Here is an 18,389-nt window from a genome sequence, read left to right on the forward strand (position 1 = left end):
GGTCAGGCCTCCGTTCCGGTGCTCTCAGCCGGAGCGGCAGCGGGAGCCTCGGCCTTGGGGGCCTCGGCGCCGGCAGCCTGCTGCGGCTTGCGACCGCGCCGCTCGCCACCGCGGCCACCACGGGCCGGGCGGTCGGCGCCACCGCGGGCCGGGCGGTTACCCGCACGGGCGGCAGCGTTCTCGGCGCGGACCTCGGCGATGTTCTTGACGTCGCCCTTGTAGATCCAGACCTTCACACCGATGCGGCCGAAGGTCGTCTTGGCCTCGAAGAAGCCGTAGTCCACGTTCGCGCGGAGCGTGTGCAGGGGCACGCGGCCCTCGCGGTAGAACTCCGAGCGGGACATCTCGGCGCCGCCGAGGCGGCCACCGCACTGGATCTTGATGCCCTTGGCGCCCGCCTTCATCGCCGACTGCATGCTCTTGCGCATGGCACGGCGGAAGGAGACGCGGGAGGACAGCTGCTCGGCGACGGCCTGGGCCACCAGCTGAGCGTCCGTCTCCGGGTTCTTGACCTCGAGGATGTTCAGCTGGACCTGCTTGCCGGTCAGCTTCTCCAGGTCACCGCGGATGCGGTCGGCCTCGGCGCCGCGGCGGCCGATGACGATGCCCGGGCGAGCGGTGTGGATGTCCACGCGGACGCGGTCACGGGTGCGCTCGATCTCAACCTTCGAGATACCGGCGCGCTCCATGCCGGACGTCATCATCCGACGGATGGCGACGTCTTCCTTGACGTAGTCCTTGTACAGCTTGTCGGCGTACCAACGCGACTTGAAGTCGGTCGTGACACCGAGCCGGAACCCGTGCGGGTTTACCTTCTGGCCCATTACCGGGTTCCTTCCTTGCTGCTGACGACCACGGTGATGTGGCTGGTCCGCTTGCGGATCCGGTAGGCACGGCCCTGGGCACGCGGACGGAACCGCTTCAGGGTCGGGCCCTCGTCGACGTAGGCCTCGGAGATGTAGAGGCTGTCGGCGTCGGTGTGGTCGTAGTTGTGCGCGGCGTTGGCGATGGCGCTGTCGAGCACCTTGCCGACCGGCACGGAGGCTGCCTGCGGAGCGAATCGCAGAACAGCCTGGGCCTCCGTGGCGTCCATGCCACGGATGAGGTCCACCACACGGCGGGCCTTCATGGGCGTGACGCGGATGTACCGCGCCTGGGCCCTGGCTTCCATGGTTGTCCCTTCAGAGTTACTTACGTGTCTGAATGCGATCCGCTACTAGCGGCGCTTCGACTTCCGGTCTTCCTTGACGTGACCCCGGAAGGTGCGCGTCGGCGAGAACTCGCCGAGCTTGTGGCCGACCATCGACTCGGTGACGAACACCGGGATGTGGGTCTTGCCGTTGTGCACCGCGAGCGTGTGGCCCAGCATGGCCGGGACGATCATCGAGCGGCGGGACCAGGTCTTGATGACGTTCTTGGTGCCGGCTTCGTTCTGGGCGTCCACCTTCTTCATGAGGTGGTCGTCGACGAAGGGCCCCTTCTTCAGGCTACGAGGCATCTCAACCCGTCCTTAGCGCTTCTTGTTCGTCTTGCGGCGGCGGACGATGTACTTGTTCGACGCCTTCTTGGGCGAACGAGTACGGCCTTCCTTCTTGCCCCACGGGGACACAGGGTGGCGACCACCGGAGGTCCGGCCCTCACCACCACCGTGCGGGTGGTCAACCGGGTTCATGACGACACCACGGACGGTCGGGCGAACGCCCAGCCACCGCTTACGGCCGGCCTTACCCCAGTTGATGTTGCTCTGCTCGGCGTTGCCGACCTCGCCGACGGTGGCGCGGCAGCGGACGTCGACCAGGCGGACCTCACCGGACGGCATGCGCAGGTGGGCGTAGGCGCCCTCCTTCGCGAGCAGCTGCACGGAGGCACCGGCCGAGCGGGCGAACTTGGCGCCGCCGCCCGGACGCAGCTCGATGGCGTGCAGGGTCGTACCGACCGGGATGTTGCGCAGGGCGAGGTTGTTGCCCGGCTTGATGTCGGCCCCGGGACCGTTCTCGATCCGGTCGCCCTGGTTCAGGCCACGCGGCGCGAGGATGTAGCGCTTCTCGCCGTCCGCGTAGTGCAGCAGCGCGATGCGAGCGGTGCGGTTGGGGTCGTACTCGATGTGCGCGACCTTCGCCGGCACGCCGTCCTTGTCGTGACGACGGAAGTCGATCACGCGGTAGGCGCGCTTGTGTCCGCCACCCTGGTGGCGAACGGTCACACGACCGGCGTTGTTACGGCCGCCCTTGCTGTGCAGGGGGCGGACCAGCGACTTCTCCGGCGTGGACCGCGTGACCTCGACGAAGTCGGCGACGCTGGCGCCACGACGGCCCGGCGTAGTCGGCTTGTACTTGCGGATTCCCATTTCTCAGTCCTCGTCCGATATCGGACGATCCGGACCGCCCTTAGGCGGTCGGACCGCCGAAGATGTCGATACGGTCGCCCTCGGCGAGGGTCACGATCGCGCGCTTGCTGCCGGCACGCTGACCGAAACCGGTCTTCGTGCGCTTGCGCTTGCCCTGGCGGTTGATCGTGTTGACCCCGGTGACCTTGACCGAGAAGACCGCCTGGACGGCCTGCTTGATCTGGGTCTTGTTGGCGTTCGGGTCGACGATGAACGTGTACTTGTTCTCGTCGAGGAGCGCGTAGCTCTTCTCGGAGACGACCGGCTTCAGCAGGACGTCACGGGGGTCCGTGTACGACTTGCTCAGCGGGGTCTCGACGGTGTTCTTGCCCTCGGCGGCGTGACGGCGCGCCTTGGCGACGCGCGCGGCCTTGGCGGCCTTGGCGGCCTTCGAGGCGATAGCGGGGTGACGGATGGCCATCAGACCTCGCTCCCTTCGGTGTCGTTGGCCTTCGGGCCGGCGACGAAGGACTCGAAAGCGGCCTGGGTGAAGACCACGTCGTCCGAGACGAGAACGTCGTACGTGTTCAGCTGGCCCGGCTCCAGGATGTGGACCTGGGGCAGGTTGCGGGCGGACAGCCACGCGGCCTCGTCGGCGCGGTCGACGACCAGGAGCAGGTTCTTGCGCTCCGAGATCTTGCCGAACAGCGACTTGGCGGCCTTGGTGCTGGGGGTCCCGCCCTCGACCACGCCGGAGACGACGTGGATGCGGTTGTGACGCGCCCGGTCGGTGAGGGCACCGCGCAGGGCGGCGGCCTTCATCTTCTTCGGGGTGCGCTGCGAGTAGTCGCGCGGCACGGGACCGTGCACGACGCCACCACCGGCGAACTGCGGCGCGCGGGTCGAACCCTGGCGGGCGCGACCGGTGCCCTTCTGGCGGTACGGCTTCTTGCCACCACCACGGACTTCACCGCGGGTCTTGGTCTTGTGCGTGCCCTGGCGGGCAGCGGCCAGCTGCGCGACGACGACCTGGTGGATCAGCGGAACGCTGACCTTGGCGTCGAAGATCTCCGCGGGGAGCTCGACGGAACCGGCCTTCTCGCCCGCCGGCGAAAGGATGTCAACAGTGCTCATCGGTTACCTCAGGCCCCCTTGGCCGCGGTGCGGACCAGGACGAGGCCGCCGTTCGGACCGGGAACCGCGCCCTTGATGAGCAGCAGACCCTTCTCCGCGTCAACGGCGTGGACGGTCAGGTTCTGGGTGGTGACCCGCTCGTTGCCCATGCGACCCGCCATGCGGAGGCCCTTGAACACACGGCCCGGGGTGGCGCAGCCACCGATGGAACCGGGGGAGCGGTGCTTGCGCTGGGTGCCGTGACCGGCGCCGAGGCCACCGAAGTTGTGGCGCTTCATGACACCGGCGAAGCCCTTGCCCTTGCTCTTGCCGGTGACGTCGACCTTCACGCCGGCCTCGAACACCTCAGCGGTGATCTCCTGGCCCAGCGTGTACTCGGAGGCGTCCGCGGTGCGGATCTCGACGAGGTGACGACGGGGGGTGACGTCGGCCTTGGCGAAGTGGCCCTTGAGGGGCTTGTTCACCTTGCGCGGGTCGATCTCGCCGAAGGCGATCTGGACCGACTCGTAGCCGTCGACGTCGTTGGTACGAACCTGGGTCACGACGTTGGGGCCGGCCTTGACGACGGTGACCGGAACAACACGGTTGTTCTCGTCCCACACCTGCGTCATGCCGAGCTTCTCGCCCAGGATGCCCTTGATCTGCTTAGCCATTCTCAGCCCACCAGCCTCAGAGCTTGATCTCGATGTCGACACCGGCCGGCAGGTCGAGTCGCATCAGAGAGTCAACGGTCTTGGGGGTCGGGTCGAGGATGTCGATCAGGCGCTTGTGCGTGCGCATCTCGAAGTGCTCGCGCGAGTCCTTGTACTTGTGCGGCGACTTGATGACGCAGTACACGTTCTTCTCAGTGGGCAGCGGCACCGGGCCCGCGACCGACGCACCAGTGCGGGTCACCGTCTCGACGATCTTCTTCGCCGAGGAGTCGATGACCTCGTGGTCGTAGGCCTTGAGCCGGATGCGGATCTTCTGTCCCGCCATGGCTACTCAGTAGTCCTGTCTCTTCTCACGCTCTGGAACCCGGCGGATTCCTTCTGCTGCCTTCGCTCCTCCGACCCACGCGGTCGGGCGTGTCGCGCTCCCGCTGACACAGATGTCCCTTGTTCGAACATCCCTGCGGGGAATGCGACGGCCCTTCCGGAACCGCGGACCGGGGACCTCGGGCCCACCGGGCGCCTGGCCGGTGCCGCGCCCACACTTCCCGGAAGATTCCCGTACGTCCGCCCCAGTGCTGCCATTCAGGCAGTTAGGGCGACGAGTACTGTGGGACTCGCTTCCGGTCCTCCCGGCGGGAGGCGCGCAGCATCAACACTCGACCGAGCAACTCGGACAGTCTGCCATATGGGGTGGGGGGCTGGCCAATCGGGCCGGAGAGAATACCCCGGGGGTGACGTAGGTCAAACTGTGGGCCCGGGGTTCCTCAGGGAAGGTCACCCTCCAGTCATCCACCATGTCAGCGCCCTGCTGCCCGAAGGTGTCCGAGCTGTTCTGCAGCCCGCCCGTACGGAGGGTGCGCCACCAGGTGTCGACCAGATGCCCGGCCGGGTCCCTGTCGTAAGGAGGGGCGCGGAAGCCTGCCTCGTCGCCGCCCTGAAGACATCGCGCTGCCATTGCTTCGCCGCCGCATCACCGAGGTCTCGGCGAACGCCGGTGGCGACCGCGTCCAGCGAGCCGAACACACGCGTGTTCCGCGCAGGCGGAACGGTGACGGCGGCGAGCCGCTCAGCGGCCGGGTGGGCGGCACCCCCTTCGGCGGCCCCGGCGGCGTCGGCGGACCGGCCGCCGAGACCACCAAGCGTGGCGTCGAGACGTCCGCCCGTCTTTGTCAAGCTCTCGTTGACAGCGTCCAGAACGGTCTTCATCGTCTGCGCCTGCTGCAGGTCATCCCGGACCGGTAACCGCTGCCCAGCACCGCATGCACGCGCTTGTCACCGAGCAGGTCACGGCACGTCCCTGCGTGCCCGTCCGGGCCAGGAGCAGTCATGCCGCGGTGCCGCCGATCGCCGCCGCACAAGCGGCGCCGGCGGCGATGACGACGTGGCGACGCCGCGGGGAGCGGCGGGAGGGTGCTTCGGGCATGTTTTCGTTGACTGAATGGTGCGGCCGAAGGGCGTTGCGCCTACTCGACTACCGCGGGCGTTCCATCCTCGGAGCTGTGCAGCCGCGCTGCTTCGCCTCGTGGTCGGCGAAGGCCTTCAGGGCGGTCTTGGCGAATGACGCCGAGTAGTGGCGGACGGGGTAGCCGTCGGTGTCCCGGTCGTAGAGGTGGTAGAGCGCAAACACCGCCTCCTGACCCGACTGAGGGCACGTGGCGGTGGCCAGGGCGTAGTCGTCACTGCGGTTGGTCAGATTGAGCGACTGAAAGTCCTTGGCGACGGCACCGTAGTACGCGTACAGCCCGTAACCCGGCTTGCCTCCCGGGGTGAACAGGTAGCAATTGACCTGCGGCGTGTAGGCGTCCGCGGGGTACTCGACGAATCCGGGCGTCCCGGCGTCGGACGCCTGGCCGGCGAGCCCTCGGAGCGCGGCGCAGGAGCCCCGAGCCTGCGCAAGTCGCCGAGGGGCCGTCTCAGCCCTCGGGGACGGAAGCGAGACATGGGTCAGCTGCCTACCGCCCTGCGCATGGCACCCGTACTGGGCAGCCGCCCTCTGTGCCGTTTCCGTCGTCACTCTGCCCAGCCCGGTGAGCACGGGCCCCCTCGTCTTGGCGTCCTTCGGCCACTGAATGAGGTCGCCGTACGCCACCAGAGCCCTGTTCTTGTTGTTCTGGCAGTCAAGGGCGACCACGACTTGCGCTGCCCCGTCGTACCGGACGAAGCCCGGCCAGCCGTTACCGAGAGGCACCACCTGCCCCTGCAGCCCGTTGGCGCTCTTGCTGAACGGTGCAAGAGCCTCGGAGGTGGCCGACTGGTCGCTCCAGCGGAGCATGAGCTGGAGAGCGCCACCATGCAGACCCGTGTCCGGCCTGTTGATCAGGCAAGCCGCCAGGTACTCCGAATCGTCGGCGGCCCTGGCACGCGCATGCGAGGAATTCAGCGCATCCCCGAGGCCACCCTGAGCCAGGGTGCCACCGCATGCCGAGTCAAGGGACCGTTGATCCCGCCAGTGCGCGTAGACACCAGTGCTGTAGAGCGCCTGCGCCACGATGTACAGCGTCAGCAGGATGCCGCCCACGGACCAGCCGACCAGGCGCCGCCTGCGGCTTGCAAAGATCTTCATCGTGCTCTTCCCGTTCGGGCGGTGTCACCCTTCGGCGTCATCGGTCGGCTCGGAGAACGTCCAGCGCCCGGTCACGGCCGTAGTTGTAGTCCTGCTGGCCAACGTGGACGTATTGCTTCGTCCAGTCGCTGTCGATGTCGTTGCCGCGGCTGTGGCTCCACATCCTGACCATGTTCTCCACGTCATGCTGTCCGGCTGCGTAGAGCTTGACGTTCTGTTCCGTGGCCTTGAGGTTCGCTTCGGCAACGTGCTCCTTGTTCGATTCGTACGTATAGAGGTCGAGGGCCCTCGTGGCCGCATCCCCAGCCACGCCGAGGAATTCGGCGTTCTTCGGCTTGAACATGAGTGCCGTACTGAGCGAGTTGCTGAGACCGTGGTTGAAGTCGGCGGCCCATTGTGTTTTGTTGAAGCGTTCATCGAAGATGACGTCGGCGCGGACCCCGTCATACGCGCCCATGGCCCGCGAACAGTCGGTGATGCGATTACTGATCACCGTCTTGCTGGCGTCCTGCGGAAGAGCGGCCAATAGGTCGTGAGCATGGCGCTGCTCCGCACCGTAGACATGTCCGAACGCCGTCGGATCATCGGCTATACCGCGCATGATCTTGGTAAGGGAGTCCCGCGCAACAGTGATGTGTGCTCCGTTCTTGTCACTCCAGACCGAGCCCGTGTTGCCGGGAGGGATTTCAAAACGCGAATCCGACTGCGCGTTGATCTCATGGGTGTCCGGCGTGTACGCCGTCAGTATGTGCGCCAGCGGAAGTGTGAGATTCTCCGGCAGTTTCTCCGCCTGCTTCACGGAGTTCAGTGTGTCGATGGTGTGTTGCAGGATGCGGGCCTGCGGCTCGGTGTGCTGACCGATCGGGTGATAGTCACCCGGCGCCTGGCCGGTCGTCGCGGCCTCCAGGGCAGCGCCGAAGCCCTTGCGGACGTCAGTGTCCTGCACGTCGGATACCACGTAGTCGACCTTGGCGCCGTCGTGCGTGGTGTTGATGATGTTCCAGTCCCGACTGTCCAGGAGGTAATCCAGGCGCTCCTTGCCGGCGGCAGTGCCGGGGTCGAGATAGCCGGTCGCCCCTTCCGGATTGCGTGACATGACCTCAAGGGTGCCGTCGACGGGGTCGTTCGCGAACCAGCCGTCGCCGTCCTTATCGCTGAACTTTCCATAGAGATCCCAGATATTGGGGTCCCTCTTCTCCGCGGCGATCATGTCGTCAGCGACGTCCGCGACAAACTGGGGGGAGTAGCCGTGCCCCTGCTGCATGAGCGTGGCGAGGCTCTGGTATCCGCGGATCTCCTGACCGTGCCCGTACCCGAGGTCTATTTTGTCCCCCGCCGCTTCGAGGGAGTATTTATCGTCGCCGTGTTCACGTAGCGCCGCACGCCACTTGTTGTAGAACTGGGCGTCATCGGTCTTCGTCCAGGCCTTGAACGCCTCGTTGTACGCGTCGCTCCCGAAGCGCAGGTGTCTGCCCTGGGAGTCCTTGAAATCAGGCACGCGTGTGGCGACCGCCAGGGAGTCCGCAAGCCCACCATTGATCGCGAGGTAAGTGCTCTTGTTCTTGGTGTCGTCAAAGTACGCAAGGTCATCGAGCTTGTTCGTGAACTTGAGGGTGCCGTCTGGCCCCAGCCCGTCCAGGAAGGTCTGACTGAACGCCTTGTCACCCTTGTTGTCCTGGAACGCGCGGCGCAGTTCGGCGAGGTCGGTGGCGGAGACCTTCTCGCCCTTGGCGACCCGCCGGGCGATGTCGTCCGCCTCCTGGGCCTCGTACTTCTCGATGTCACCCTGCGCCTTGCCGTTGAAGTCAGGGATCGTGCCGTCGCCCATGTCGGGGCCTTTCACGACGGCAGCCAAGGCGACCTCGACGCCCTTGTCGGCGTCGTTCACGTCCTTCACGCACTGGTCGATGCGGGCTTGCCAGGAGGCGACGGATTTGCGGACGCTGAGCCCGTAGTCGGTGTCTGTCGCCAGCCGCTGGCGGTCCCTCGTGCTGAGCTTGTCGTCGTCGAGCGAGACCACGCCCTGGTCCGACACTTTCATGCCCTTGGCGATCGCATCGTCCCGGGCCGACTCCAGCTTTTTACGCAGGTCCGCGAACTGCGTGTGCGCGTCCCGGAGGAGCGAGGCGATCGCCTTGGCCTCGGTCTGGGCGTTCTGGAACTCCGTGAGCCGGACGCCGAAGCGAGCGTTGGCGGCCTGCCGACTCTCGCCCGCGAACGTCGGGAGCAGAGTGATGCCGTGGACGTCCCGCCGGTACGCGGACTCCTGCTTGTTGAGCTCCTTCGCCATGCCGTCCCAGCGTTCGGCGGCCGTGGTAAGCGTGGACAGGTCGGTCGTCAGGATCTCGTGGTAGGTCGGCATGGGTCCCCGTTGAAGGCAGTGAATTCGATGGCGTGCCAGAGAGCTCGGCTGTCCGTCAGTGCTTCGGCGGAGGTGAATACGTGTCGAACACAGACACCTTGCGCGCCGTACCGGCCACTCCAACGTCCGTTCCGGTCAACACGGTGTTGTTGTTCCGGAGGGCCGATTCGTCATCCGCCAGCCGGTTCAGAAAGTTCTTGACCTGTTCGCACCAGTTCTTGTGCATTTTGCCCACAGCAGCGGACGTGAGCCAGCCGTACCCGTCCTTCGCATCGAATGCCTTCACCACGGCGACCGTCTCGTCGTCCGCCCAGGCCCCCGCCGTCTTGGTCTCCGGTGCTATGTGATTGTGGAGAGTGTCGGCTGCGGCCTTCTTCTGGTCCGGAGAGTGCGCGAGGTCGGACCCGCCACCACCCGGGATGTCCTGCAGGTGATTGAGCCGTATTGCCACGGCGCGTTCGCCGCCACTACTTGCCACGATGCCAACCCCCGTCTAGCGCTCTGGCGTGCTCGCGTCACGCTAGCAAACGCCCCAGCCGCAACAGGCAGTTGGGCTGCGGGGCTTGGGCTTCCTTTACGACAGCAGGGGGGTGTGCCTGGATTAACGGCACGGCGGAGAGGGCCCCTCCCGACGGACGGCGTGGGTCGACCCGGGACGGGAGGTGTGCTGGACTGGTCGCTGATCACGATTGGGGGATTCATGACAGCTGAGGAAACGGCCGTCCCCGCCGAGGGCCGCTCCGCGGAGGTGCGCCGAGCCGGCGACCGCGTCGAGAAGTGGTCGATCGGGTGGACGATGCTGGCACTGGCGATGTGGGTATGGTTCGCCTACCTGCTGCTCGCGGACCACGGCCCCGAGAACTCGTCGTACGACGGCACCCGCCGCAACGCGTGCCGGGGCCCGCTGATCGATCCCTCCCCGACGAACGGCATCTGCGCCGACGACCACCTGCGCCAGTGGCCGGCGCTGCTGGGCGTCCTCGCGCTCGCCGTCCTGCCCACCGTCCTGGCGGCGGCGACCACGGTGTACGCCAAGGTCCTGTCCCGGTTGGCCGACCAGGCGAGAGCCCGGTCCTAGGCGGAGGCCTGCCGGGCCGCTCTCGGCGATCCGGGAAGAGGCCCGTGAGCGCATCACCGGCTACGGCGGCCCCGAGATCCCGCGCTCAATACACCCGGCCAGGCGGCTGCGGGCCCCACTGCGGCGGAGGCGCCCACGTGGCGGCGAGCCGTCGGCGGTGGCGGCTGCGGCGGACCGCGGTGACGACGACGATGGCCGCGGCCGAGGCGAACGCGGCGATGAAGCAGCCGATCGCCGCGGCGATGCCGCCGATCATGGATCCCACCTTGGGCTTGTCTCCCAGCGCGAACTCGGCCGGCAGTGCGGAGGTGCAGGTGAGCGTGTAGTCGCCGCTGCTGCCGGGCTTCACCTCGAAGACCCGGTCCCAGGTACGGGACCCGGCGGTGATGCGGAAGGTGCTGTCCGGCTGCGTCATCGACCCCGACCGCATCTCCGGGATCCGGCAGTCGACGTGCCCCTGCCCGGCCTGGGAGACGTAGATCGCCTTGGTCTCTCCCTGGACGAAGCTGAACGTCTGCGACTCGCCGCTGGAGAAGCTGTGGGCAGTGTCGACCGAGTGCACCGTGTCCTTCACCGTCACCACGATGAAGGCGGTACCGACGCCAGCCAGTACGAGCCCCAGCAGGGCAGCTACCAGGTACCAGATACGCCGGGGCCGCACGTCCTTGGCCGGGATGGCAGGGCGCGCGTTGAGACTCATGGGCGGGCGCTCTTGGCCGCGTACGGCAGGAAGCCGGCCCAGGCGGTGGGCGTGACGGCGAGCTGCGGGCCTTCGGTGTTCTTGGAGTCGCGGATGTGGATGGTGGCGGCGGTGGGGGCGACTTCGACGCAGTCGTTGCCGTTACTGCTGTCGCTGTAGCTGCTCTTGAACCAGTGGAGTTCCGGGGTGCTCATAGTTCTCCCAGCGCTTGCTCGATGAAGGCCAGAGACTCCTCTGGCGTGAGCGCCTGAGCCCGGATGATGCCATAGCGCAGATCGAGGACGCGGAGCTGCCTCGGGTTCGAGACGGGTCGGCCTGCGAAGTCACCGTCGGTACGGCCCATCCCCGTGCCGTCCGCGAACTTCAGCACTTGGATCCGGCCCCCCGTCCCTGGATGGTTCGCGCGGGCGGTCGGCATCACCTGAAGCTCCACGAACGGCAATCGGGCGACCTCCAGCATGTGTTCGAGCTGTCGGCGCAACACCATTGTGTCCCCGACCGGGCGGCGCAGCGTCACCTCTTCCTGGACGAAACTGAACTCCGGTGCGGGCGAGCGCTCGAAGACGGACTTGCGTGCCATGCGAGCACCCACCATGCGCTCCAGCTGGTCCGGTGAGTAGGCCGGACGCCAGGTACGAAGCAGCGCTCGCGCGTACTCCTCCGTCTGCAGCAGGCCGTGGATGTTGTGGTTGCTGTACAACAGCATCTCCACCGACCGCCCCTCCAACTCTGCCAGCTCCCGTACCTTCTTCGGATACCGCGCCCTCTTCATGTCCTCCCTGAAGGCCCTCAGATGCCCCTGCGCCTTCAGCATCTGGTCCGCCCTGTCCAGGAACTCCGGCCGGGGAATGCGGGCGCCCCGCTCGATCTTGCGGATCATGTCCTCGCCGTACCCCATGGCCTCGGCCAGCCCGCACACCGTCACCCCGGCAGCCTCCCGGCTGACCTTGAGCAGGCGCCCCACCGCCTGGACCACCGGCTCGATCTCGTCCCCCGGCTCGACGTCCCAGCCCGCCTCGTCCACGTCCTCGCCCATGGCTCCTCCTCCGCCGCGCACTCGTACCCCTACAACGCCCGAGACAGCCGAGACAGCCGAGACAAAGCAGGGACAGTCACCGTACGTAGAGGCGTTGTCACCCACTCACGGAAGCAGGTTCGGCGACGCTGAGTGACGTGAATCAAGAAATGCGCGTCCGACTGTCCCCCACCCCGCGCGGCGCCCGCCTCGCCCGCCTGCTCGCCGAACAGCAACTCCGCACCTGGGGGCTGCCGTCGGAGAGAGCGACGCAGATCATCGCGGAGCTGGCATCGAACGCCGCCACCCACGGACGCGTACCCGGCCGTGACTTCCAGTTGCTGCTCCACGTCGTCGACGACACACTCCGCATCGAGGTCACCGACACGCGCGGTGACTGCCTGCCCCGCCTTCGACACCCGGCGGCGCAAGGCGAATCAGGCCGCGGACTCGTCCTCGTCGAAGCACTCGCCGACCGCTGGGGCGTCACCCATGGACGGCACCCGCGCAAGACCGTCTGGGCCGAGGTCACCTTCCCGGCACCGGAACCCGGCGGACCGTGCTCCGGTGCCACGGGCGGTCCGACCGCAGACATGCGACGGCCCCCGCCGGGAGGACCAAGCACCCGAACCGGCGCTCCCACTCCGCGCACTCCGGCGGGCTCGTCCACGAGCACACCCGGCACACCTCACGGTTCACGGTGATCGGCAACACCGTCGACATCAAGACCCTCGCCGCCTGCTTCCGCGAGGGCACGACCCGTATCGCCGCCGCCCTGCGCGAGCTGGAGACCCACGGCTACTTGCGCCGCGAACGGACCCGCGTCCCCGGCGGCCGTATCGTCACCCGCACCGTCTGCTGCGACCAGCCGGGCCGACACGGCGACGCGTCCGCAGCACCATCGCCCCGGGCCCCGGCCCGCCGCGCCGCCACCGCACCGCGGCAAAAGCCCCACGCCGCGCAGCCCTCCCCGCCGCGGCGAAGCCCGCGCACCTCTCCCCCGCCCTCCTCCAGACGGCCACCGACGTCCTCACCGGCCTCCGCCGCACGCCCCCCCGTCTGCTCCTGTCCGCCACCGACGCCGAGCATCTCCAGCCCCCGGTGCGACGGCTGTGACCCGTACGACTCCGGCCCGGCCGCTCGACGTCGCTGCGGCCTTTCCCCGCGCCGGCCCCGCTCGCCCGTACCGCCGTACGGCTGAATCCCCGCACCGGCGCGCCCACCGCGGCGGACGGTTCCATCGGTGGGGGCCCCTTTTGTGGCCGGCCGAGGCACCATGGCCTGGCTGTCCGGAGCACCGCCTGCGAAGAAGTCGCCCGGCAATGCGAAGAGGCCCGTACGACCGAAGTCGTACGGGCCTCCTCTTAGGTCAGTCAGTGACCCTCAAGCAAGCGGAACCTACTTGACGATCTTGGTGACCTGGCCGGCGCCCACGGTGCGGCCACCCTCACGGATGGCGAACTTCAGGCCCTCCTCCATGGCGACGGGCTGGATGAGGTCCACCTTCATCTCGGTGTTGTCACCCGGCATGACCATCTCGGTGCCCTCGGGGAGGGTCACCACGCCGGTCACGTCCGTCGTGCGGAAGTAGAACTGCGGGCGGTAGTTGTTGAAGAACGGCGTGTGGCGGCCACCCTCGTCCTTGGACAGGATGTAGGCCTGGGCCTCGAACTCCGTGTGCGGGGTGACCGAGCCCGGCTTGATGATGACCTGGCCGCGCTCGACGTCCTCGCGCTTGATGCCGCGGAGCAGCAGACCGACGTTCTCACCGGCCTGGCCCTCGTCGAGCAGCTTGCGGAACATCTCGATACCGGTGACCGTGGTGGTGGTCTTCTCGGTCTTGATGCCGATGATGTCGACGGTCTCGTTGACCTTCAGGACACCACGCTCGATACGGCCGGTGACGACCGTACCGCGACCGGTGATCGTGAAGACGTCCTCGATCGGCATGAGGAACGGCTTGTCGACGTCGCGCTCCGGCTGCGGGATCGACTCGTCGACGGCGTTCATCAGGTTGAGGACGGAGTCCACCCACTCCTTCTCGCCCTCGAGGGCCTTGAGAGCGGAGACCTTGACGACCGGAACGTCGTCGCCGGGGAACTCGTACTCGGAGAGGAGCTCACGGACCTCGAGCTCGACGAGCTCCAGGATCTCCTCGTCGTCCACCATGTCGGCCTTGTTCAGGGCGACGACGATGTACGGAACGCCGACCTGGCGGGCCAGGAGCACGTGCTCCTTGGTCTGCGGCATCGGGCCGTCGGTGGCGGCGACCACCAGGATCGCGCCGTCCATCTGGGCGGCACCGGTGATCATGTTCTTGATGTAGTCCGCGTGACCCGGGCAGTCGACGTGGGCGTAGTGACGCGCCTCGGTCTGGTACTCGACGTGCGCGATGGAGATGGTGATACCGCGCTGACGCTCCTCGGGCGCCTTGTCGATGTTGTCGAACGGGGTGGCCTCGTTCAGGTCCGGGTACGCGTCGTGCAGCACCTTGGTAATGGCGGCCGTGAGGGTCGTCTTACCGTGGTCGATGTGACCGATGGTGCCGATGTTGACGTGCGGCTTAGTCCGCTCGAACTTCGCCTTCGCCACTGGGGTCCTCCTGTGGAGTGGTTCTGTACGCCTTACTTCATCGGCGCCAGGTGATCTTTGCTGGGAAGCCCGGAACCCGGGGCATTCATCCGGGATTGCGGCTGAATGCCCCTTGAGGCTCCGGAGTCAAGCCTAAAGCGTGTGAACGCGGTGCGTTACTCGCCCTTGGCCTTCGCGATGATCTCCTCGGCGACGTTCCGCGGAACCTCGGCGTAGGAGTCGAACTGCATCGAGTAGCTTGCGCGACCCGACGTCTTGCTGCGGAGGTCGCCGACGTAGCCGAACATCTCCGACAGGGGCACGAGGCCCTTCACGACGCGGGCACCAGCCCGCTCCTCCATGGCCTGGATCTGACCACGGCGGGAGTTGATGTCGCCGATGACCTCACCCATGTAGTCCTCGGGCGTGGTGACCTCGACGGCCATCATCGGCTCAAGGAGCACGGGGGACGCCTTGCGCGCGGCCTCCTTGAAGGCCTGCGAACCGGCGATCTTGAAGGCGAGCTCGGAGGAGTCGACCTCGTGGTAGGCACCGTCGTGCAGGATCACGCGGACACCGGTCATCTCGTAACCGGCGAGGATGCCGAACTGCATGGCCTCCTGCGCACCGGCGTCGACCGAAGGGATGTACTCCTTCGGGATACGACCACCGGTCACCTTGTTCACGAACTCGTACGAGGTGTCGCCACCCTCGAGCGGCTCGATGCCGATCTGCACCTTCGCGAACTGACCGGTACCACCGGTCTGCTTCTTGTGGGTGAAGTCGACGCGCTCGACGGCCTTGCGGATCGTCTCGCGGTAGGCCACCTGCGGCTTGCCGACGTTGGCCTCGACCTTGAACTCACGGCGCATACGGTCGACCAGCACCTCGAGGTGCAGCTCGCCCATACCACCGATGATGGTCTGGCCGGTCTCCTCGTCCGAGTGGACCTGGAAGGACGGGTCCTCCTCGGCCAGGCGCTGGATCGCGACGCCCAGCTTCTCCTGGTCGCCCTTCGACTTGGGCTCGATGGCGACCTGGATGACCGGCGCCGGGAAGTCCATGGACTCCAGGATGACCGGGTTCTTGTCGTCGGACAGCGTCTCACCGGTGGTGGTCTGCTTCAGGCCCATGACGGCGACGATGTCACCGGCGCCCACCGACTCGATCTCCTCACGCTTGTTGGCGTGCATGCGGTAGATCTTGCCGATGCGCTCCTTCTTGCCCTTGACGGAGTTCAGCACGGCGGTGCCGGACTCCAGGCGGCCGGAGTACACGCGGACGAAGGTGAGCTTGCCGAGGTGCGGGTCGCTCATGATCTTGAACGCCAGCGCCGACAGCGGCTCGTCGTCGGACGGCTTGCGCTTGACGACCTCCTCCGGGTCGTTGACCGCGTGGCCCTCGATGGCCTCGATGTCAACCGGGGAAGGCAGGTAGCGCACGACCGCGTCGAGCAGGGGCTGGACGCCCTTGTTCTTGAACGCGGTACCGCAGAACACCGGGGTGATGGTGGTGCCGGTGCCCTTGCCGGAGGCGATGGTGATACGACGGATCGCGGCGTACAGCTGCTCCTCGGTGGGCTCCTGGCCCTCCAGGAACAGCTCCATGATCTCTTCGTCGTTCTCGGCGACGGCCTCGACCAGCTTGCCGCGCCACTCCTCGGCGGCCTCGGCGTGCGTGTCCGGGATGTCGACGACGTCGTACATCTCGCCCTTGGTCGCCTCGGCGGACCACACGAGCGCCTTCATGCGGACCAGGTCCACGACGCCCTTGAAGTCGGCCTCGGCACCGATCGGGAGCTGCATGACGATCGGCTGCGCGCCCAGACGGTCGACGATCATGTCGACACAGCGGTGGAACTCGGCACCGGTGCGGTCGAGCTTGTTGACGAAGCAGATACGCGGAACGCCGTAGCGGTCCGCCTGACGCCACACCGTCTCGGACTGGGGCTCAACGCCGGCGACGCCGTCGAACACCGTCACGGCACCGTCGAGCACGCGCAGGGAGCGCTCCACCTCGACGGTGAAGTCGACGTGACCCGGGGTGTCGATGATGTTGATGGTGTGGTCGACGTTCTCCAGCGGCCAGTGACAGGTGGTGGCAGCAGAGGTGATCGTGATGCCACGCTCCTGCTCCTGCTCCATCCAGTCCATGGTGGCAGCGCCGTCGTGGACCTCACCGATCTTGTAAGACACACCGGTGTAGAACAGGATCCGCTCGGTGGTGGTCGTCTTGCCCGCGTCGATGTGGGCCATGATGCCGATGTTGCGCACCTTGGCCAGGTCAAGTGAAGTGGTAGCCATAAGGCTTCAGTCTTCTCTCGGTCTCGATGTGGGTAGCGACTACCAGCGGTAGTGCGCGAAGGCCTTGTTGGACTCGGCCATCTTGTGGGTGTCCTCGCGCTTCTTCACGGCCGCACCGAGGCCGTTGGAGGCGTCGAGAAGCTCGTTGAGGAGACGCTCGGTCATGGTCTTCTCGCGACGGGCGCGGGAGTAACCGACCAGCCAGCGCAGCGCCAGGGTGTTGGCACGGCCGGGCTTGACCTCGACCGGGACCTGGTAGGTGGCGCCACCGACACGGCGGGACTTGACCTCAAGGGTCGGCTTGATGTTCTCAAGAGCGCGCTTGAGCGTGATGACCGGGTCGTTGCCGGTCTTCTCGCGCAGGCCCTCCATGGCGCCGTAGACGATGCGCTCGGCGGTGGAGCGCTTGCCGTTCAGCAGCACCTTGTTGATCAGGGAGGTCACCAGAGGAGAACCGTAGACCGGGTCGATGATGACCGGGCGCTTCGGGGCGGGGCCCTTACGAGGCATTCTTACTTCTCCTTCTTGGCGCCGTAACGGCTGCGGGCCTGCTTGCGGTTCTTGACACCCTGGGTGTCGAGGGAGCCGCGGATGATCTTGTAGCGAACACCCGGCAGGTCCTTCACACGGCCGCCGCGCACGAGCACGATGGAGTGCTCCTGCAGGTTGTGTCCCTCACCCGGAATGTAAGCGGTGACCTCGATGCCGCTGGTCAGACGCACACGCGCGACCTTGCGGAGGGCCGAGTTCGGCTTCTTCGGGGTGGTCGTGAACACACGCGTGCAGACGCCACGACGCTGAGGGGAACCCTCGAGTGCGGGCGTCTTGTTCTTCTCGACCTTGTCCTGCCGGCCCTTGCGGACCAGCTGCTGGATCGTAGGCACTACTTCTCCGGTTTCTGTGTGCCGATGGGTACAGCTAACCTGGAACTTCGCCGACCCACGCGGTCGGGTGTGTCGAATCCCGCAGATTCTCGCCGCAAGGCGAAAAGGGCGCAGATTACGGTGGCCGGTCGCAGCTCGCCATGCGGTCTGAAGGCACGCACGAGAGCCAGGGCACACCCCAGGCACAAGGTCTGAGCGTACCTACCTCATCCAGCTGGGTCAAAATGAAGGGGCCGGGGGCGCGGAATATCACGGCTAGGATCCCCCACAGATGTCCGGGCAAGGGGCCCGAGAAGGCTGTGATGGGGTTCAGATGGCTGTCGGCAAGGTCCTTCGGTTCGACGGGGTGCGGGGCTACGGGTTCATCGCTCCCGAGCACGGCGGCGAGGACGTCTTCCTGCACGCGAACGATCTGCTGATACCGGAGTCCTCCCTGCGGTCCGGGACGTGGGTCGAGTTCGAGATCGAGGAAGGCGACCGCGGACCCAAGGCGTCCTCCGTCCGGCTCGCCGACAGGGCACAGACACCGATGATGCCCCCGCCGGCGCGGCTCCAGGTGCCTCCGTCCGTGCAGGCCTACACCGCCGGACCCGAAGACGGTGAAGATCCCACGTGCGATGTGCTCAGCGTCGCGGAGTACAGCTTCGAGGTGACCGAACTCCTGCTGACCTCGGCCCCATGGCTGACCGGGGAACAGATCACGCAGCTCCGCCGGCAGCTGGTACAGCTCGGCAAGAGCCACGGCTGGGTCGAGGGCTGACACCTCCAGGACACTGCGCGCCGTACTCCGCATACGCCGA

21 protein-coding genes are annotated in these 18,389 nt (G+C 66.9%); 3 read left to right on the forward strand and 18 right to left on the reverse strand.

Features of this window, described 5'->3' with window-relative positions; all coding sequences use genetic code 11:
- Window positions 1-2: 2 nt before the first annotated feature.
- From rpsC to ACZ41I_RS19640, 11 genes are all read right to left on the reverse strand, one after another.
- Window positions 3-824: a 30S ribosomal protein S3 gene (gene rpsC / locus ACZ41I_RS19590; RefSeq protein ID WP_014674374.1), complete on the reverse strand. Its 822-nt coding sequence runs from the start codon at window positions 822-824 to the stop codon at window positions 3-5.
- Window positions 824-1,171, reverse strand: coding sequence for a 50S ribosomal protein L22 (rplV, locus tag ACZ41I_RS19595; RefSeq protein WP_019329637.1), 348 nt, complete (start codon window positions 1,169-1,171; stop codon window positions 824-826). Before rplV ends, rpsC begins: the two co-directional genes overlap by 1 nt.
- A 45-nt stretch (window positions 1,172-1,216) precedes the next feature.
- Complete coding sequence (gene rpsS / locus ACZ41I_RS19600; protein WP_030233885.1) at window positions 1,217-1,498, reverse strand: 30S ribosomal protein S19; 282 nt, start codon at window positions 1,496-1,498, stop codon at window positions 1,217-1,219.
- 12 nt (window positions 1,499-1,510) lie between these two features.
- Window positions 1,511-2,347 carry a 50S ribosomal protein L2 gene (gene rplB / locus ACZ41I_RS19605; protein WP_228621219.1) on the reverse strand — a complete coding sequence of 279 codons (837 nt, stop codon included), beginning with the start codon at window positions 2,345-2,347 and terminating at the stop codon, window positions 1,511-1,513.
- Window positions 2,348-2,387: 40 nt separating this feature from the next.
- The gene (gene rplW, locus ACZ41I_RS19610; RefSeq protein ID WP_363214357.1) at window positions 2,388-2,807 is read right to left on the reverse strand and encodes a 50S ribosomal protein L23; all 420 of its coding nucleotides are present in this window, start codon (window positions 2,805-2,807) and stop codon (window positions 2,388-2,390) included.
- Window positions 2,807-3,460 carry a 50S ribosomal protein L4 gene (gene rplD / locus ACZ41I_RS19615; RefSeq protein ID WP_363214358.1) on the reverse strand — a complete coding sequence of 218 codons (654 nt, stop codon included), beginning with the start codon at window positions 3,458-3,460 and terminating at the stop codon, window positions 2,807-2,809. The genes rplW and rplD overlap by 1 nt, the downstream gene beginning before the upstream one ends.
- A gap of 8 nt (window positions 3,461-3,468) precedes the next feature.
- Window positions 3,469-4,113 (reverse strand): 50S ribosomal protein L3, encoded by a 645-nt coding sequence (gene rplC / locus ACZ41I_RS19620; RefSeq protein WP_103781446.1) that lies wholly within the window; start codon window positions 4,111-4,113, stop codon window positions 3,469-3,471.
- Window positions 4,114-4,129: 16 nt separating this feature from the next.
- Window positions 4,130-4,438 (reverse strand): 30S ribosomal protein S10, encoded by a 309-nt coding sequence (gene rpsJ, locus ACZ41I_RS19625; protein WP_003948644.1) that lies wholly within the window; start codon window positions 4,436-4,438, stop codon window positions 4,130-4,132.
- Between the two features lie 1,146 nt (window positions 4,439-5,584).
- On the reverse strand, window positions 5,585-6,676 hold the full coding sequence (locus ACZ41I_RS19630; protein WP_468514662.1) for a hypothetical protein: 1,092 nt from the start codon (window positions 6,674-6,676) through the stop codon (window positions 5,585-5,587).
- 37 nt (window positions 6,677-6,713) lie between these two features.
- Window positions 6,714-9,038, reverse strand: a complete 2,325-nt coding sequence (locus tag ACZ41I_RS19635) for a hypothetical protein (RefSeq protein WP_468514663.1) — start codon at window positions 9,036-9,038, stop codon at window positions 6,714-6,716.
- A 55-nt stretch (window positions 9,039-9,093) separates the two neighbouring features.
- Window positions 9,094-9,516, reverse strand: coding sequence for a hypothetical protein (locus ACZ41I_RS19640; protein WP_468514664.1), 423 nt, complete (start codon window positions 9,514-9,516; stop codon window positions 9,094-9,096).
- A gap of 222 nt (window positions 9,517-9,738) precedes the next feature.
- Here ACZ41I_RS19640 and ACZ41I_RS19645 point away from each other — a divergent pair, with 222 nt between their 5' ends.
- Window positions 9,739-10,116 carry a hypothetical protein gene (locus tag ACZ41I_RS19645; RefSeq protein ID WP_468514665.1) on the forward strand — a complete coding sequence of 126 codons (378 nt, stop codon included), beginning with the start codon at window positions 9,739-9,741 and terminating at the stop codon, window positions 10,114-10,116.
- 85 nt (window positions 10,117-10,201) lie between these two features.
- Here the strand turns inward: ACZ41I_RS19645 and ACZ41I_RS19650 are convergent, their stop codons facing one another.
- From ACZ41I_RS19650 to ACZ41I_RS19660, 3 genes are read right to left on the reverse strand one after another with little or no spacing between them, the layout of a single operon-like run.
- Window positions 10,202-10,816, reverse strand: a complete 615-nt coding sequence (locus tag ACZ41I_RS19650) for a serine/arginine repetitive matrix protein 2 (protein WP_468514666.1) — start codon at window positions 10,814-10,816, stop codon at window positions 10,202-10,204.
- Entirely contained in the window at window positions 10,813-11,010 is a 198-nt protein-coding gene (locus tag ACZ41I_RS19655; RefSeq protein WP_468514667.1) for a DUF397 domain-containing protein, read from the reverse strand. The genes ACZ41I_RS19650 and ACZ41I_RS19655 overlap by 4 nt, the downstream gene beginning before the upstream one ends.
- Window positions 11,007-11,852 carry a helix-turn-helix domain-containing protein gene (locus tag ACZ41I_RS19660; protein WP_468514668.1) on the reverse strand — a complete coding sequence of 282 codons (846 nt, stop codon included), beginning with the start codon at window positions 11,850-11,852 and terminating at the stop codon, window positions 11,007-11,009. Before ACZ41I_RS19660 ends, ACZ41I_RS19655 begins: the two co-directional genes overlap by 4 nt.
- Window positions 11,853-12,001: 149 nt before the next feature.
- Here ACZ41I_RS19660 and ACZ41I_RS19665 point away from each other — a divergent pair, with 149 nt between their 5' ends.
- Window positions 12,002-12,535, forward strand: a complete 534-nt coding sequence (locus tag ACZ41I_RS19665; RefSeq protein ID WP_468514669.1) for an ATP-binding protein — start codon at window positions 12,002-12,004, stop codon at window positions 12,533-12,535.
- 694 nt (window positions 12,536-13,229) lie between these two features.
- Here ACZ41I_RS19665 and tuf read toward each other — a convergent pair.
- The 4 genes from tuf to rpsL all read right to left on the reverse strand — a co-directional run bounded on the left by tuf (window position 13,230) and on the right by rpsL (window position 17,589).
- A complete protein-coding gene (tuf, locus tag ACZ41I_RS19670; protein WP_363214371.1) occupies window positions 13,230-14,423 on the reverse strand; it encodes an elongation factor Tu in 1,194 nt (397 codons plus the stop codon).
- A gap of 155 nt (window positions 14,424-14,578) precedes the next feature.
- A complete protein-coding gene (gene fusA, locus ACZ41I_RS19675; protein WP_363214372.1) occupies window positions 14,579-16,705 on the reverse strand; it encodes an elongation factor G in 2,127 nt (708 codons plus the stop codon).
- Window positions 16,706-16,744: 39 nt separating this feature from the next.
- Window positions 16,745-17,215 (reverse strand): 30S ribosomal protein S7, encoded by a 471-nt coding sequence (gene rpsG / locus ACZ41I_RS19680; protein WP_003998848.1) that lies wholly within the window; start codon window positions 17,213-17,215, stop codon window positions 16,745-16,747.
- A 2-nt stretch (window positions 17,216-17,217) separates the two neighbouring features.
- Entirely contained in the window at window positions 17,218-17,589 is a 372-nt protein-coding gene (gene rpsL / locus ACZ41I_RS19685; RefSeq protein WP_003948652.1) for a 30S ribosomal protein S12, read from the reverse strand.
- A gap of 313 nt (window positions 17,590-17,902) precedes the next feature.
- Here rpsL and ACZ41I_RS19690 point away from each other — a divergent pair, with 313 nt between their 5' ends.
- On the forward strand, window positions 17,903-18,349 hold the full coding sequence (locus tag ACZ41I_RS19690; RefSeq protein ID WP_399776713.1) for a cold-shock protein: 447 nt from the start codon (window positions 17,903-17,905) through the stop codon (window positions 18,347-18,349).
- Window positions 18,350-18,389: the final 40 nt, after the last annotated feature.

The sequence above is a fragment of the Streptomyces sp. NPDC030799 genome (assembly GCF_055572255.1).

What these genes read in the sequence shown, in the direction of transcription:
- rpsC (WP_014674374.1), bottom strand. Translation starts at nt 824, where the DNA reads ATGGGCCAGAAGGTAAACCCGCACGGGTTCCGGCTCGGTGTCACGACC.
- rplV (WP_019329637.1), bottom strand. Translation starts at nt 1,171, where the DNA reads ATGGAAGCCAGGGCCCAGGCGCGGTACATCCGCGTCACGCCCATGAAG.
- rpsS (WP_030233885.1), bottom strand. Translation starts at nt 1,498, where the DNA reads ATGCCTCGTAGCCTGAAGAAGGGGCCCTTCGTCGACGACCACCTCATG.
- rplB (WP_228621219.1), bottom strand. Translation starts at nt 2,347, where the DNA reads ATGGGAATCCGCAAGTACAAGCCGACTACGCCGGGCCGTCGTGGCGCC.
- rplW (WP_363214357.1), bottom strand. Translation starts at nt 2,807, where the DNA reads ATGGCCATCCGTCACCCCGCTATCGCCTCGAAGGCCGCCAAGGCCGCC.
- rplD (WP_363214358.1), bottom strand. Translation starts at nt 3,460, where the DNA reads ATGAGCACTGTTGACATCCTTTCGCCGGCGGGCGAGAAGGCCGGTTCC.
- rplC (WP_103781446.1), bottom strand. Translation starts at nt 4,113, where the DNA reads ATGGCTAAGCAGATCAAGGGCATCCTGGGCGAGAAGCTCGGCATGACG.
- rpsJ (WP_003948644.1), bottom strand. Translation starts at nt 4,438, where the DNA reads ATGGCGGGACAGAAGATCCGCATCCGGCTCAAGGCCTACGACCACGAG.
- ACZ41I_RS19630 (WP_468514662.1), bottom strand. Translation starts at nt 6,676, where the DNA reads ATGAAGATCTTTGCAAGCCGCAGGCGGCGCCTGGTCGGCTGGTCCGTG.
- ACZ41I_RS19635 (WP_468514663.1), bottom strand. Translation starts at nt 9,038, where the DNA reads ATGCCGACCTACCACGAGATCCTGACGACCGACCTGTCCACGCTTACC.
- ACZ41I_RS19645 (WP_468514665.1), top strand. Translation starts at nt 9,739, where the DNA reads ATGACAGCTGAGGAAACGGCCGTCCCCGCCGAGGGCCGCTCCGCGGAG.
- ACZ41I_RS19650 (WP_468514666.1), bottom strand. Translation starts at nt 10,816, where the DNA reads ATGAGTCTCAACGCGCGCCCTGCCATCCCGGCCAAGGACGTGCGGCCC.
- ACZ41I_RS19655 (WP_468514667.1), bottom strand. Translation starts at nt 11,010, where the DNA reads ATGAGCACCCCGGAACTCCACTGGTTCAAGAGCAGCTACAGCGACAGC.
- ACZ41I_RS19660 (WP_468514668.1), bottom strand. Translation starts at nt 11,852, where the DNA reads ATGGGCGAGGACGTGGACGAGGCGGGCTGGGACGTCGAGCCGGGGGAC.
- ACZ41I_RS19665 (WP_468514669.1), top strand. Translation starts at nt 12,002, where the DNA reads ATGCGCGTCCGACTGTCCCCCACCCCGCGCGGCGCCCGCCTCGCCCGC.
- fusA (WP_363214372.1), bottom strand. Translation starts at nt 16,705, where the DNA reads ATGGCTACCACTTCACTTGACCTGGCCAAGGTGCGCAACATCGGCATC.
- rpsG (WP_003998848.1), bottom strand. Translation starts at nt 17,215, where the DNA reads ATGCCTCGTAAGGGCCCCGCCCCGAAGCGCCCGGTCATCATCGACCCG.
- ACZ41I_RS19690 (WP_399776713.1), top strand. Translation starts at nt 17,903, where the DNA reads ATGGCTGTCGGCAAGGTCCTTCGGTTCGACGGGGTGCGGGGCTACGGG.